Annotated in this window: 9 protein-coding genes; 1 reads left to right on the forward strand and 8 read right to left on the reverse strand. The window is 39.1% G+C overall.

From position 1 onward, the window contains the following. Positions 1-14: 14 nt before the first annotated feature. Entirely contained in the window at positions 15-464 is a 450-nt protein-coding gene (locus ACHOLT_RS14310) for an RrF2 family transcriptional regulator (protein WP_425801912.1), read from the reverse strand. A 221-nt stretch (positions 465-685) separates the two neighbouring features. Here ACHOLT_RS14310 and ACHOLT_RS14315 point away from each other — a divergent pair, with 221 nt between their 5' ends. Continuing rightward, complete coding sequence (locus ACHOLT_RS14315) at positions 686-1,123, forward strand: cupin domain-containing protein (protein ID WP_425801915.1); 438 nt, start codon at positions 686-688, stop codon at positions 1,121-1,123. 80 nt (positions 1,124-1,203) lie between these two features. On the opposite strand, the gene ACHOLT_RS14320 is transcribed toward ACHOLT_RS14315, so the two are convergent. The 7 genes from ACHOLT_RS14320 to ACHOLT_RS14350 all read right to left on the reverse strand — a co-directional run bounded on the left by ACHOLT_RS14320 (position 1,204) and on the right by ACHOLT_RS14350 (position 16,451). Next, positions 1,204-2,349, reverse strand: a complete 1,146-nt coding sequence (locus ACHOLT_RS14320; RefSeq protein ID WP_425801918.1) for a RuBisCO large subunit C-terminal-like domain-containing protein — start codon at positions 2,347-2,349, stop codon at positions 1,204-1,206. Between the two features lie 163 nt (positions 2,350-2,512). Continuing rightward, positions 2,513-4,822, reverse strand: coding sequence for an ATP-dependent DNA helicase (locus tag ACHOLT_RS14325; RefSeq protein ID WP_425801920.1), 2,310 nt, complete (start codon positions 4,820-4,822; stop codon positions 2,513-2,515). A gap of 176 nt (positions 4,823-4,998) precedes the next feature. Continuing rightward, positions 4,999-5,325, reverse strand: coding sequence for a toprim domain-containing protein (locus ACHOLT_RS14330; RefSeq protein ID WP_425801923.1), 327 nt, complete (start codon positions 5,323-5,325; stop codon positions 4,999-5,001). A gap of 76 nt (positions 5,326-5,401) precedes the next feature. Continuing rightward, on the reverse strand, positions 5,402-6,034 hold the full coding sequence (gene kapD / locus ACHOLT_RS14335) for a 3'-5' exonuclease KapD (RefSeq protein WP_425801925.1): 633 nt from the start codon (positions 6,032-6,034) through the stop codon (positions 5,402-5,404). Positions 6,035-6,116: 82 nt separating this feature from the next. After that, complete coding sequence (locus ACHOLT_RS14340; RefSeq protein ID WP_425801928.1) at positions 6,117-7,340, reverse strand: M48 family metallopeptidase; 1,224 nt, start codon at positions 7,338-7,340, stop codon at positions 6,117-6,119. Between the two features lie 160 nt (positions 7,341-7,500). Then, a complete protein-coding gene (locus ACHOLT_RS14345; protein WP_425801931.1) occupies positions 7,501-7,854 on the reverse strand; it encodes a DUF1540 domain-containing protein in 354 nt (117 codons plus the stop codon). Between the two features lie 71 nt (positions 7,855-7,925). Continuing rightward, entirely contained in the window at positions 7,926-16,451 is an 8,526-nt protein-coding gene (locus ACHOLT_RS14350) for a GH36-type glycosyl hydrolase domain-containing protein (RefSeq protein ID WP_425801934.1), read from the reverse strand. Positions 16,452-16,495 lie beyond the last annotated feature (44 nt).

Consider the following 16,495-nt stretch of genomic DNA (forward strand, 5'->3'; position numbering starts at 1 on the left):
TATATAATTCTCTATCAAATGTAATACATATCCCCAAGTTCATTGCCCATAGATTTATAAGCTTGAACCAGATCCTCAAGCGTTATCGAATCCACCATAGTATTGATGCTTTCATTTAATTTATCCCATACATTTAACTTTAAGCAATATTGAATGCTCTCATAATAATTATCCGGAAGGTCATCATTTTCTTGAACTACAGATAAATCTCCTTCCAAAACACGAAGGATTTTCCCAACTTTTATATTCGACGTTCTATCTGCAAGAATATATCCACCCTGAGCTCCTTTAACACTCTTGATTATTCCTGCTTTACGCAGTGTTGAAAACACCTGCTCAAGGTAGTTCTCAGAAATATCTTGTCTTTCGGCTATATTTGATAAAGCGACATGTTCTCCATTAGAATGAACCGCTAAATCAAGCAAGGCTCTTAAACCATATCTACCTTTTGTTGATATCTTCAAAGATAACCACTCCAAGCTTAAGCATTCTTATCGGTATAATACATGATAATATTAATAATTACCTTTGTCAAACAGGCGTCATTTATGTACTAATATTATTTTTGTTTTTTTTGAATACTGATTTTAGACAAACATTTAGAAAGATACATATTGACGATTGGCTCATATTGGGTCTATTATCTAATGGAAATCTTAGTAAAAAGCAAAGGAGCCTAAATCATATGTTAATTAAACATCTAGGGAATTTTGATTGGGAGAACATTCCTATTCTCAACTATAAAGAAAACGGAACTCATTTTAAGAATATTACTCGAAGGGTTTTTTCCGAAGGACTAAGCGACATACCTTGTCAACTCCGTTATTTCGAAATTGCCCCAAATGGACACTCGACCTTAGAAAATCATAACCATTCCCACCTCGTTATTATTTTTAGGGGTGAAGGAGAAGCACTTTTAGGTGATCAAATCTATCCTGTTCATGAAAAGGATGTAATAACCATCCCCTCCAAGACTTGGCACCAATTTAGGGCTACTAAAGGGACATTCTTAGGATTTTTATGTCTGGTTAATGTAGACCGTGATCGTCCACATCTTCCCTCCGAAGATGAATTAAATATCCTTCGCCAAAATCCAGAGGTCGCAGCATTTATTAGATATTAGGTAACCCAATTGTGATTTAGAAAGTAACGGCATTCGATCGGTTAATTCTCCTAACCAGGTCGGATGCCTTTTTATATTTACTATTCTTGGGTTAAACTTTCAACTAATTCACTAAAATACCGACTATTATCAATTAAATTAGGCCCTTTCTTAAAAAGTCCTCCGCCAATCAGAAATGCAACATCTTTACCATAAAATTGATACGCCTCGGGGATATTAGCTAAACTCATTCCTCCTGCCGGACAAGGAAGAATCGGTTTTAAATGACCCATAGGATAATGCGTGGCTCCCACTATCCCTTCACATTCGGCACGCGAAAAAGAGAACCGCCCTCCAAAATTAGGATAAATTGTAGCATCGGCTCCAGCAAGCCGAACCATTTGCCCAAACAATGCATGGTGAGAAATACCGCCCTCACCCATGACAAAACTGCCTAAGAAAGCTGGATGACATATTACCGGTAAAGCAATAGCCTCGTCTTCTGCGATTTCTCTCATCATGTCCCAGCCCGTTAAGCCTGGGGAAATAAGTACTCCTTCAGCGCCAGCCATCTTTGCAAACTCTGCCCTTTTCCTTACTTCGCCTGCAGAAGCAGTAATATTGGCTACATATATTGCATGATTCCCTGTTTCCTTATTTGCTTTATGCACTGCCTCAGCGCATAATTCAACGCGTTCTTCAAAAGGGGAAAATGTTTGGTTAGAAAGCCCGTGATCATCTTTTATAATGTCAATTCCACCTAAAGCGAATTGATATGCTAATTTAGCTAATTCCTTAGAGGTAAGCCCCATTGGTTTCAACGCGGTAAAAAGGAGAGGACGTTTTTCAACACCGAGCAATTTTCTTAATCCTTCTACTCCAAAACGCGGACCTTTAAATTGATTCAGTAATTTCGCAGGAAGTTCAATATGTTCAACCCGGATTCCGGGTTTAATACTAATATTTCCAAAAATGACGTTCAGCAGTTGTGTGAGTTCTTGAGCCGCAGCATCCACAGGATAGCTAATAATTGCCAAAAAACTATGATCATTACTTGCTTCTATAGATTTAATGCGTCCGACAATATGCTCTTTAATAAATTCATGGGGAATGTATTCTTCGGGAAACTCTATCGTTTGCTCAATACAAATGTCTTTTGCTTTAGCAAAGACTTCTTCTTCATTACCAAAAAGCCTGTATGTAATCAAAAACCTTTCAACCGAACCCATTAACCTTGACGATTCCACAAGGACAACTCCTTCTCAATAAACGTTCTTCCTTATTCCTCTGCTTTTAAAGTTTTTAAACAGAAAGCTTCTAATCCAAGTATTCCTATTTATATTATTCTAATAATGCAGTCAACTTACCATGTTTATACTTTCTTGTCAAGTACTGTTTAAAGATAAGAACCTACCTCCAAAAGGACTGGATAACCTCTTGTATTTCTGGAAGCTTAGATATGCTAAGAATATTTTTCCACTCCGGAGGAAAAAGCCGAATATAGCTTAAATGACCAAACCGTTCATCAATCAACATTACAATTCCCCGATCCTCTTCCGTACGTATTACGCGTCCAACAGCCTGAAAAACTTTATTTAATCCCGGATACATATAGGCAAATTCAAAACCTTGGTTTAAGGTTGACTGAAAATATGAACGAATCATTTCGCGTTCTAAACACAGTTGCGGCAAACCTACACCCACAATTATTGCACCGGAAAGCCGGCTTCCTTTTAAGTCAATTCCTTCTCCAAAGATTCCACCCATCAAAGCAAAGCCTACTAAAGATTCATCAGGGTCTTTTTGAAACTGGGCCAGAAAAGCCTCTCTTTCAGCTTCGCTCATCCCCGGTGTTTGAACAAGGGTTCGAACCCCTTGATTTTGGCTGTCAAATCGATCATAGACCCGAAGAAGATAGTCATAAGAAGGAAAAAAAATAAGGTAATTCCCTTTTCTTGAATTTACAACTGTTGAAATAACCTCGGCAAGAGGATCATAGCTTGTCTCCCTCTGAGTGTAACGCGTAGATATTCCTGTGTGCATCATTAGACAAAGTTTTTTCTCGTCGAAGGGAGATTTTAATTTTAATTTATAAGCAGATTCTTCCGCCCCAAGGATTTTCATAAAGTATTCAATTGGACTTAATGTTGCTGAAAAAAGGATAGCTGCCCTCCCTCTTTTAAACGCCTCAGCTAAAAGCCTTGAGGGATCAAGGCAATATAGTTTAACATTAAAATTTTCTTTGCTTTCCTTATAAAGTGTTACATAACGCTCATCGTAATACTCCGATGCCCGTATAAAACCCTGAACTTGAAAATACAAATCAAGAAGCTTGTCTTTCCACGGAGCATCTTTTTCCTCCTTTAAAAACCGTTCTGCCTCTTGAATAAATTGATGCAGACTTGGGTAAAGGACGTCGGGGGAGTTCTTTTGAAAGTCCTCCATCCGTTCTTTTTTTAGCTTACCCATCTGAAGATTGACTTTTTGCATTCTTTTCGCTAACTGAGGATAACTGCCTTTAACTTCTTTCTTAAGTTCCAGAAAAGGTTTCTTCATAAGTTCGGCCGAAAACATTTCTCTGGCTCGATCGACTAGGTTATGCGCCTCGTCGATTAAGAAAAGATAATCTCCTCCTTCAAGAAAAAGATGGCGCAAATAGACCCGCGGATCAAAGACATAATTATAATCACATATGACTATATCTGCCCAGGGGCTTAAATCAAGCGAAAACTCGAATGGGCAAATAGAATATTTTCTTGCATATTCCTCGATCTCAGAACGAGTCCATATATCGTGTTCAAAAATATCCGCTATTCCTAACCGGACACGATCATAGTAGCCCTTCGCATAAATGCATTTCTCAGGATCACAAGGATCTTCCGGCTGAAAGCAAATCTTATCTTTGGCTGTTAGAGTGAGCCTCTTAATCCTTAGCCCTTGATTTTGCAATTCAATAAGCGCTTTTTCCGCAACTGTCCGAGTTATTGTTTTAGCCGTTAAGTAAAAGATTTGAGATATTAATCCACTGAACAACGCTTTAAGTCCCGGGAAGAGAGTCGCAATTGTTTTTCCGATTCCCGTTGGAGCTTGAACAAAAAGTTTCTTCCCTTGCTCTATTGTTTTATAAGTTGCGATTATTAGTTCCCTTTGTCCTGCTCTATAGGAACGATATGGAAATACCAAGTTATGTATGCTTTCATCTCTATTTTCTTTCCATGTCTGTATATTCTCAGCCCATCGGAGATAACTTCCAACTAAACTAATGAAAAATTCCTTAAGCTCTTCAAATGTATATGTATGTCTAAGAATTCGCGTTTCCCCATTATCAAGATTATAGTAAGTCAATTGAACATCTATGGCTTTAAGGTCTGTCTGAGCAGCATAAATAAAAGCATAACATTTCGCTTGAGCCCAATGGATCTCACTAAACATTTCATCAAGCAGATCGAGGTCTCGTGTTGTTGACTTTATTTCGTCGATACAGAACCCTGTATCCTCTTGAATAATACCATCCGCACGTCCATGAATTTCAATATTCATTCCATCCTGCTCATATAAATAGCTAAGACGAACTTCAGGTTGATATTCCTGTCCATACCTCTTCTGGATAAATTGATGGGCCTTCATTCCTTCTAATGTACGAGAATGCCCATTTGCTGCCCATACTAAATCTCCCGATCGAAGTTCAAATTCGACTAAATCACGTACAGATACTTTCATGTCCTATGTCTTACCTATCCTTGCTTATATACTAGAATTATTCGCAGTAATCAAATATTGATTTTTAATTTCGATCCGTTTCTTAAAATATCCTCTCTTTCCGAAAAAAATCTGCTTTGACAATCCACAAGCAAAAAACTCGGACTATGCCGAGTTTTTAATGTCCAATATAGAAATCAGGGCTTTTTTACCTCAAAATGAGCGTGTTCTAATATCTCGGCTAAAACATCCAAGGGAGTGGTAGCTATTTCACGATACATTTTATGAGTATAAAGATGTTGAACATCCGGGATCTCTTGGGTAATTCGTTTTCGCAGTTTATTACCCGAGTCATCGGCATCAACAAAAAGATAAATCTCTGAACTTTCCAGCCATTCCGCCCATTCTTCCAGTTTTTCATAACTTAACGTTCCATTGCTGCAAAGTATCTCAACGGATTCATTCAAGACTTTAAGCAACTGATCTCGGTCTGTTTTGCCTTCAACAATAATAACCTTATCCATTTTCCGCTCCTCGCACCCGCTGACCTGCTTCCTATTCACTTTCGCTTTAGGTTTTGCCAACCTTCTTCGATTTATTCTAAATGTATTGTTTTTTGCCGTTTGAGTTCTTTATACTGCTTGCAGCCTTGCTTTCTTGATTTTCCATTTCGAGACTTTCCATGCTCCAGCCGTTTCGGATCATCCAAGCAAGAACCTGTGCCGCGTTAATGGCATCATCAAGCGCCGAATGTAATATGCCAATCTGAGGAATTTCATTTTCTTCGATTGCTCGTTTTAATGAAGCTCTTTTATCCAAGTGGCGAAACCTCTTATACGCTTCGGCTAGATCAAGGTAAAGATCCCATTGAAAAGGATAATTCAAACCATACTTTTCACAGTTATTGCTTAATACTTTGCGATCCGAATCTCCCCAAGCAACTAACCATGTATCTTTGTCAGGAGACATTTCTTGCAGACGAATAAGGGTAGAGTCTAACCCTACGCCACCATCTACATCTTCTTGTCGAATTCCTGTAATCGCGTAGCTTTCCTCTGCTAAGCGCGGCCAAAACTGCGGTTTTACAAAAGCACTATACATTTGGTCTGTTGGGTTACCCGATTGATCTGCGAGTACTGCACCGACCTCAATAATTTCTTGAAACCAAGCTCTTGGCTTACCAAAAGAGCGCGGGACAGAAAACTCAAAATCAACGACTAGAAAAGTTGCCACTCTCCCTCATCCTCTCATATCTTCCAAATTATTTATAACTATCTTACTTAAGTATAAATCATGGATTAATATTTTAAATCAATTATTTTTTAACCCATTCCTCAACTGTTTTAACCCGGGTCAGCACTTGAGGATGAGTATAGCCGAACCACTCGATAAAAGATGGCGGAGATACATCTGAAAGGTTACGAGTCGCCAGGTCGATTTGCAATCGAATCGTGGACTGAACATCTTTAGTGAGTTGAACAGCTTCGATATCTGCTTGAGTTTCCATTTGCCTTGAAACATAATTTTGAAGAGGATTACTAAGAAAACTGACGATAAATATTAGGAATAAAAATAGAGGCCATGCTTCAGGCGAGTATTTTCCACTCGGGAAAAATGAATTTAAAACCAAGAACGAAATCTTCCAAAATAGAATACTTCCAATTACCCCGAGCAATAATCCTTTTAAAATATGATGGTATTTCCAATGTGCCATCTCATGAGCGATAACCGCTTGTATTTCATTTTGGTCATAGTCTTTGAACAAAGTATCATAAAGAACAATTCTTTGCGTTGTTCCAACACCTGTAAAATAGGCATTCGCTTTATTCGTTCTTCGGCTTGCATCCATGACCAAAATCTTATCGATTCGTAACCCTGCATTCTGGGCTAAATCATTAACCATAGAAATAATTTGGGGATCTCTTACTTCTGTAAAATGATTAAATAAAGGAGAAATAACCACCGGCCATAGCAGGGTTTGAATAACAAGCCATCCGGAAAAGACAGCGGCTCCTACCATCCACCATGTTTTAGGCCATTGCTTAAACATCCCAAAAAGCAGTATGACTCCAAGAAAACTAAGTCCTAAATCCAAGATTGAGTTTTTCAGATCATCAATCCACCATGCGCCAAAACTTTGGTTTGTCAACCCCCAAAGATGCTGCCAATAATAATCGCTTAAAAAGTTAAAGGGGAAACTCAATAATTTTAGGATTAACCAAATTGTTATAAAAACAATGAGAATGCTCATCGATTCTTTTCCTCTGGAAATTCGCATCGCTGCGTTTGCAATGTTATGAATTTGTCCAGAAAAAATAAACCAGCCTAAAAAGATGACTTGAGTTAAAAAGCTCAAAATATACGCGAGTTGGGGGATAAGGCTGTATGCTCTTCCCTTATCTGCTTGAGCAGTTCCAAAAACTTGAAAAGCCCACGGATCTATTTTTCCGGGGAAAACGGTAAACCAAAGGTACAAAAAACTAAGGATTACCGTAGCCAAAATTAATATCAACAAAAGAGTATTTTGACGTAATGTCAATGATCCCACCCTCCCTATTATTTTTATTTTAGCAGCTCTTTAATTGTTATACTAATAAAGCGCAAAATATGGTTTATTATTTATCATTTATAATAATAAACACACCAGAAATCATTACTGATTCTAGTGTGTTCATTATAACCTAAGATAAATTTGCAAATTAACGCGGATAAAAAGTTTGGCACTCCGTTTGTTCAGCCGCAGAAGCAACATCATTTAAAATTTCAATTCCGTTTGCATTGCATATCTGGTCTGAGTTATAAGTACAATTAACGGCATCACAAAGAACATGCGGTTCCATTCTGTTATTACTCAACAATTGTTTTGCTGCGCCGCCATAATTCATATTCGTTATTGAAGAAACATAATTTCCTAGTCCACGTGTACTAAAAGTGCCGCAAAATGTGGCGTCTCCGCTCGTCGTGCCGCCGCCTTGAACTTTGATTTCATCCGCACTGCAGATCGTATTGTAATTATACAAACAATTAGCCGCATTGCATTTAAGTTTTTCCATAAAACATCCTCCCAGCCAGCTCAAAATATTTTTATTTAGCTTGCGCTAATTCCCCGCATTTTATACTCGATTTACATTATAACTTGTATCAAATGTTCTTTTCCGTCATCGATTAGATCAATATCATTCTTCTCGATAAATTGTCCATCATGCAGAATCCTTTCCACCCCTGTCATTTTTCCATGTAAATTTTCAACTTTAATTTTATAGTGTGAAGTTTCGTAGCGATAATCAATTTCAAATCCTTTCCAATGCGCGGGTATGCAAGGCCTTATCCTTAACTTTTGACCCTGTTTTGATAAACCTAAAATTCCTTCTAACCCTGCCTGATACATCCATCCTGCAGCTCCAGTGTACCAGGACCAGCCCCCGCGGCCGACATGCGGATGAACAGCATATATATCAGCGGCCATAACATAAGGCTCAACTTTATAGCGGGAAACTTCTTGAGCTGTCCGAGCATGATTGATCGGATTTAACATATTAAACAACTGCAAAGCCTTATTTCCTTCACCCATGGCAGCAAACGCCAATACTGACCAAATTGCTCCATGGGTATACTGACCGCCATTCTCTCGGACTCCTGGAACATATCCTTTAATATACCCCGGATCAACTGCTGATTCATTAAAAGGAGGCGTTAAAAGGAGTAACAGCCCCTCCTCTTTTCGCCAGAGATAGTTTTCCAATGCCGCCATTGAATCGATGACCCGGGAAGGACGAGCTGCTTCTGAAATCACACCCCAGGATTGAGCAATTGCATCGATTTGACATTCTATGTTTTTGCTCGATCCCAGAGGAGTTCCATCGTCAAAGAAAGCACGTCTATACCAGCCGCCATCCCAAGCGTTTTTCTCTATATTTTCATTGATCTCCACTGAAATTTGTCTATACCGTTCTGCACGTTCCTGATCTGAATGGTTCTCACAAATGCCGGCAAAGCGTTTAAGAATCATAATAAGAAACCAGCCTAGCCAAACACTTTCCCCTTTGCCTTTTACCCCAATCCGACTAAAGCCGTCATTCCAGTCACCTGATCCAATTAAAGGAAGTCCATGGTCTCCAAATTTTAAACTTCTTTCAATTGCCCGAATGCAGTGATCATAAACGGTACCTAAATTTGCTGACTGTTGAGGAATAGAGTAACGTTCATCTTCTTTCTCCCCAAGAGGTTGATCTTGCAAATAAGGGATAACCTCCTCAAGCAGAGAATAGTCTTGAGTATGCTCGATGTAATCAGCAGTTACGAACGGCAGCCACAATAAATCATCCGAAAATTTCGTACGAATTCCCTTACTTTTCTCAGCGTGCCACCAATGTTGAACATCGCCTTCCGTAAATTGATGCGCACAATGCAATATAATTTGTGCACGAGTCTTTTCCGGAGCGATAAGTGTGAGCGCCATAACATCTTGAAGCTGATCACGGAAACCAAAAGCCCCACCTGACTGATAAAAGGCAGAACGTGCCCAAAGACGGCACACGATCGTTTGATAAAGCAACCATCGGTTAAGAAGTAAGTCCATCGATTTTTCTGGGGTCTGTATGGTTACTCGGCTTAGCAGTTCTTGCCAATATTCTTGAACCTTATTAAAGGAATCGGCAATTTTAGTTTCATTTTTAAACTCTCTTAAGAAATCCTGAATCTCTTTAAGGCATCCACCTTCACCAAGAAAGAAGTAGAAACTTCGTTCCTCTTCTGGGGCAAGGCTTATTTTATACTGCAGAGCTCCACAAGGATCATACCCAGCACCAGTATTTCCCGATAAATTACTTCCCTCCAGAGCAATTGGATGTCCTAAATCTCTATTCCGTCCTATAAACTCTGTTCGATCACCTGTATAAGCATCAACATCACTTCCAAAACCGCTTATAAAAGCAATTCTTTGTGCAAATTCCTCTTGATATGAATTTCTTGCTAAGAGAGCAGAGAGCTCTTGGTCATATTCCGTTAGAATAAAAGGAGAACTCAATTGACGGTTGATTCCCATAACCCATTCGACATAGTAAGTTAAACTCAATTCACGATCATAATCTGATTGGTTTTTTAGAGTAAGTTTCATAATTTTAAGCGGTTTATCAAGCGGAACGAACATTACCAGGTCTTGCTTCAGATTATGGCTTTCATGTCTAAAAACAGAATATCCCTGACCATGACGAATCTCGTATTCCGACTGATCATGGATTGGAGAAGGTGTTGAACTCCATATTGCACCTGTACGCAGGTCTTTAATAAAGAGCGCTTCACCAGGAGGATCAAGAATCGGATCATTCGACCATGATGTTAATTTATTTTCTCGACTATTGCCAGACCAAGTATATCCTGCTCCACTTTCAGAGACTTGAAAACCGAAATGAGGATTTGCAATGACATTGATCCAAGGAAGAGGTGTCCTTTTTCCATCACGAAGATAAATAATATACTCTGTACCCGCTTGATTATACCCACCGAAACCGTTGAAATACAGAAGCTGAGATTCCTCAAAACGTGAATCCGTCTCCGGTAAAACTTTCTCTTCGCTAACGTTGTAAGAATTACCTGTTCTTTTTTCCGTGGCTGAAACAGCTTGAGCAATTTGTTTTCGTTTCTTGCGAAGCTGAACCGCACAAGACCCTTCCTCTCCATGGAAAACGACTTTTGCCGCAGAATAAAGCAAAATTATATCTTCTTCAGGCATATGGCTTTGTTGCAGCAAGAAAACTCCGCCTGCATGGTTGATCAAATCACGGGCGTGTCCAATCGAAATAAGATCTCGCAGCATGTCCTGAAGCGTTTGAAAATAACCTGTTTCATTTTGATTTAAGATAACGAGGTCAACATAAAGCCCTCTCATCCGCCAATATTCGTGTATGGTTAAGAATTGCCGAACAAAATCGAGATGTTGCATTTCTTTGAGAGTAACTAAGATAATCGGTAAATCTCCTGATATCGAATAGGTCCACAATGAGGATTGACCTTTCCGATTTCTGCATAAATATTCGGCATAGTCACGACGTTCTGGGCTTAAATACAGAACTTGACCGCCTAAACTTAAAGCATCATTCGCTTGTGCTGCAGACAAATTCAAATGTTTCAGCTCCATCTGGCTTTGCATCCAGGACAATTCAAATACACGATCGATTACAGACGGTTCACGATATTTTTCGGCTAAGCGAATGACCGCTTCGCGAGTAGCTGCGATTCCTGTAGAAAATGATATTTTAGCTGTCTGCCCTGGTTTCAGAATAACTCTTTGTCTTAAACTCATAATTGGATCAAGTACAGCTCCAACCGTGTTTGAGAGCGGTTGATTAAATTCCATAGCCTGAGGATTTTTGATACTTCCTCCACGGCCTATAAAACGCCCTCGATCTGTCTCATATTGAAGATTAGAAACCTCTTGGCCTTCAAAAGCTGCAACATGCATCAGCCAATTCCGTTCTTGTTCCGGGTTCCTTGGGCGCCGTACAGCAATCAAAGCCTGATGAGCAAATTCAGTTTCAATAAATAAATTTGCAAAAGCAGGGTGTGCTAATTCATCCTGAGGACGCAGAAGAACAACCTCAAAATAACTTGTAACCTCGATCGCTCGTTCATATTGGCTGTGATTTGTTAACGCAATCCTCCGTGTTTCAACATGATCCTCCGGTGAAACAACAACTTCCATCTTTGTTGTAATGTTGCCATCTTTACGAAAATACTCGATTCTGTCCGGAACATACGTTACACGATAATCTTCACCCGAATCCTGACAAGGTTGATGCGTAGCAGACCAATAATTCCCAGAGTTTAGGTTTTTAATATAAAAATACATTCCCCAGGCATCACGTGTTACATCCTCCCGCCAACGTGAAACAGCCAGACCGTTAAAGCGGCTGAATCCAGAGCCAGCATTTGTCATCATTACAGAATACTCACCATTTGATACAAAATGAGTAAGAGGCATAAGAGTATCTGCGCTTGTATAGCTGATAAATTGTTCTTCGCCATCGTTTTTTATAACATCATCTTTAAATTTTTGCATGACTTCCGGTGGAGGAACGATTTTTTGAATGCGTGGGATACGTTCCTGCAGCAACAGCTCAGTGGCTTGAACTAATGGATCCGAATGAAAGTGGTTTTGCATACGATTATCTAAGATTACATTCATTAAGGCCAAAAAACTCATGCCTTGGTGATGAGCCATATAAGTTTTAACGATTTGGTATTTTTGCTTTAAAGTCACTCGTTCGCGCGTAAAATCGACAGCTTCATATAAACCATAACGAGAAGCAAAGCCCATTTCAATCATCTGACGTAAGTTGCTTAAAGCTTTTTCGGGTTCGATCTGCAAAGCCATGAAAGTAGCATATGGGGCAATAACTAATTCTTGAACTAATCCACGCTTTAATCCCAACCCAGGGACACCGAAAGCCTTATATTGATAATTCAGTTGAGGATCATAAGCAAAATAACCCGATTCAGAAATTCCCCAAGGGGTTCCCTTTTCCGCGCCATAAAGGCGCTGAATTTCGATAACAGAACGATAAGTCTCATCTAATAAAGTGCCTGGATAATTTCTCATCAGCAAGAGCGGCATCATGAATTCAAACATAGTCCCACTCCACGAAACTAAGCTTCTTCGCCCTTTAACCTGAGTTAAAGCACGCCCCAGCCGAAACCAGTGTGATTGCGGAACATCTCCTTTGGCAATCGCAATGAAACTTGCTTGCCGAGCTTCAGAAGCTAATAAATCATAATACGATTTATCAATTGTTCCTTCCTCTACGTTATAGCCAATTGAAAAGAGTTGTTGTTTCCGATCGTATAGTGGCCGAAAATCTGTTTCGAGAGCAAGCGTTCTTATCTCCTTGCTCAAACTCGCTATTCTGAGCATAACTCCTTTTATTTTTTCAATTTGCTGATTAATAATAGTCCTTTCTTCGCTTTTGTCACCAAACTCTGCAGCCTTTTGATCATAAAATTCGAGGAGTTCTCTGAGACTTAAATATTCAGATTTATCCTTCGTAAAGTCGTTAACATTTGTTTGGGTAAAAAAAGCTTCTTGCCCAAGTGGATAAAAAAATGCAATTTCTTGAGAAAAGGAACTTAGCATTTTCCTAAACCGATCGATCCAATACTTTCCTTCTTCTTTACTCCCTACCTCAAGAGGCTCTTTTTCCCATTTAATTAATAGGTCGTATAAGGATTTAATACTATACGTAACTCCACATAAAGATTCCCAATCTTTTTCCCAAGCGTCCCGGTGTTCGCTCCGTTCCTGATCCATATATTCTTGAACTAAACGATACGTATCCGTTAAACCTGATTTTATCGGTTCAAAAAGGGATTTCTTTTCTAGTGTGCGTAATCCCTGGCTTAAGGTTAAAAGATAGACGGCCAAATTTCCGCTGTCTACGGTTGAAATATATTGAGGATGCAGAGGTTTAAGTGTCAAAGTGTCATACCAGTTATAAAAATGCCCCTTCCATTTATCCATTTTGGCTAACGTTTTCAAAGACTCTTCGATTCCAGTTAATGCTGAATCTAAAGTCTGATATCCCAATTCCAATGCCGCTAAATTTGAAAGCATTGCCAGTCCGATATTGGTAGGTGAAGTGCGATGAGCAATACCATTGGGAGGGTCAATTTGAACATTATCAGGAGGAAGCCAGCTCTCTTCACGTGTTACAAAGTCTTCAAAGAATGCCCAAATTTTCCGTGCCCAAATCCGCAATTCTTGGGTGTTTTCTTCCGAAATTTTGTCTGTCCTAAAGTTCATGGGTACACTTAAAGTATAAGCCAGAAATGGCGAAATACCCCAGATAAAGCATAGAGAAAGAATAGCAGGAGTTTGATTAGGATTGACGAAAATAATTCCGCCTAAAATCAAAACGAGCCCCACAAAAACTGACCACATTTTATAGACCGTTGTTTTTAAACTGAAGTTTGAACGTTGTTCGGCATCAGCTGCAGTTTCCCATTCCAAAAGATTTTGATGGGATAAGAATTGACGAAAAAGGCTTCGCACAATTGCATCCAATTGAATTATGGCTTGATACAGTAGTGTGGAAACTTGAAAAATCCAAGGATAAATCATTTCTCGAAAACTAACTGCAGAAGAAACCCTGCTTTTGTTTCGATTAAGCAGCCGATTAAGTAATGATAGCAAATTGGGTAAAAAAAGGCTGAAGCCAACAAATCCCAGCCAAAAATAAGGCAGTGTATTCAAAGAAAAACAGCCCAGAAGAATTAATAAAACCTGACTAGGGGCTTCAAGACTCCGGCGTAAATTATCGAAAATCTTCCATTTCGCTATAAATGGAAGCTCTTTAAACAGCCAGGGTAAAATCTGCCAGTCCCCGCGCACCCAGCGGTGCAATCGCTTAATATAGGTTTGATATTTACTCGGATAACCATCAATTAATTCTATATCTGTGACAAGACCTGCTCTGGCATAAAGCCCTTCAAGAAGATCATGGCTTAATACTTGGTTTTCAGGAAAAACATTACCCGTTACCCTATGGAAGATTTCAACATCATAAATTCCTTTACCCGTAAAAATTCCTTCATGAAAAACATCTTGATAAACATCTGATATCGCTGTTGTGTAAGGATCAATTCCCGTCTGCCCTGAAAACATGGAGGAAAAAGCCGAAGCTCGCGCACAAAAAATGGAGACTCCAACACGAGGCTGCAATACCCCATACCCCTCAACAACACGAGTTCTTTCTTCATTTAAATGGGGGAGCTGTAAAGGGTGTGCTAACGTGCCAATCAGTTTTTTAGCAATTCCTCGAGGCAGTTCCGTATCTGCATCTAAAGTAATCACATACTTTATTTGATGTAGTTTTCCAAGATCACCTACTTTAACATCATAGCTGGTCGGTCCTTCTTGAAGTAACAATTGATTAAATTCAACAAGCTTTCCTCTTTTCCGCTCCCACCCCATCCAGACCTTTTCTGCATCATTCCAAAGTCTTTTACGATTAAGAAAAAAGAATCCATCAGCTCGATATTTTCGATTCAGTTGTTCAATCCCCTGAACTGCAGTTTCTATTATTTGAAGATCATCAGCAAGATTTTGTTCAGATGCATCCTTAAAATCGCCAAGAAGTCCAAAATGTAAATTTGAATCTTGATTGGCTAAATAGTATATCTCCAGTTGTCCTATAAGTTCCTTTACTCGTTCGGCACTTGTTAAAAGTGCCGGCACTACAATTGCCGTGCGCAGTTCTTCCGGAACCCCTGCTCTTAATTCCAGTTTTGGAAAGAAAGTAGGAGTAACGGAGCGAGCAACTATCCAATTTATAACTGGAATACTTACTGCTGAAATTGGAATTAAAAGAATCAAAACAGCATATATCCAATTTCCGATATGCATTTGTTGACCCAAAAACAGAAGAGGAGCTAAAAAATAGATCATAATCACTGAAAGCAAAATTATACCCGTAAAATAGCTGACATGACTGTTATCACGCAACCAACGTTTAATTAAACTTCCTGCACGTTTAAATCCGTTCCATTCTTGCTCGAACTCTTTTTTAAAATCGTCCTTACCTTCTCCTAACAGATCAAATCCAATATGACTTTTCTGTATCTCGCCAGTATCCGCTCGATTTTTTGCCCGTTCCAAAAGCCTTTGAGCGATAATCATTTCTGGGACCTTGTAAGAGCGTGCGAGTTTTTCAATCTGATGACGATATTCATCCCGAGAACCAAAATCCATTTTAATAAATATTCCGCTTGGGTCTTCTTCTAATATCTTCTCGACCGGGCTTATTTCTTCAAAAAAGCGCGGCCAATCTTCTTTAATAAGAAAACGGATGCTGGTAATTAAATGCCCCATAGAAACTTGGCACATTGCCTGTTTTTGATGTTCGAGTTTTGCAAGACTTTCTATTGACGCATTTTCTTTAGTCAAAAGGTCGTTAAATCTACGAAGCAAGGGCGTGGCATCAACCCCAAGTTCACGAATACGGGTAAGTAACCGTTCCGCGTATGCCGAGGATTCAATCCGCGGTTGATCTGTCAAATTAAAAGGGTTTTCCCAATCTTTAGATGAGTGATCAATCTTAAGGAAAGGAGCAATCCAGTGTTCTGCCTCCTCTCGATCGTGTTGTGTCAAAATAATCTGCTTCACTAAATTATGAATATTTTCTAATAAAATGATTCTGAGCATGATTGGAATGGCCCATAATTCAGCACTTGATAAAGGTGAAACTGTCTGATAGGCATTTGTAAAATCACGGAGGAGTTCTCTCGAGATCTGACAATCCGTATGAATTACCAGCTCGTCCATTAATAGATAGATGCGCGGAATATTCTTAGATTTGTTTTCTGTTATACAGGGTAATTCACGTTCATATTTTCGAGGTAAATTTTGTTTAATATCTTGCCGCAAATCTTTAAGAAGGTAGTAGTTATCAAGAAACCATTCAGCCGCCGGCACTCTATCCGATGTTTTTTGAATATAATCATTAATCTCTTCATATGCCTTTTGGAGATACATGGTATTTTCTTTAACTTTCAAAAACAGCCTGCTTTTACCTTTCTCAATATCGGCTTGGAGATGAGTTTGAGCAATATTTTTAGCATAATCCAGCAATTCTTCGTGATTTAGAATCGTTTTAACCACATAGATCCACTCCACAGTCTAGCAATGTATTTCAATTTTAAATA

This window comes from Desulfitobacterium nosdiversum (assembly GCF_049860565.1).
Classification (GTDB): domain Bacteria; phylum Bacillota; class Desulfitobacteriia; order Desulfitobacteriales; family Desulfitobacteriaceae; genus Desulfitobacterium_A; species Desulfitobacterium_A nosdiversum.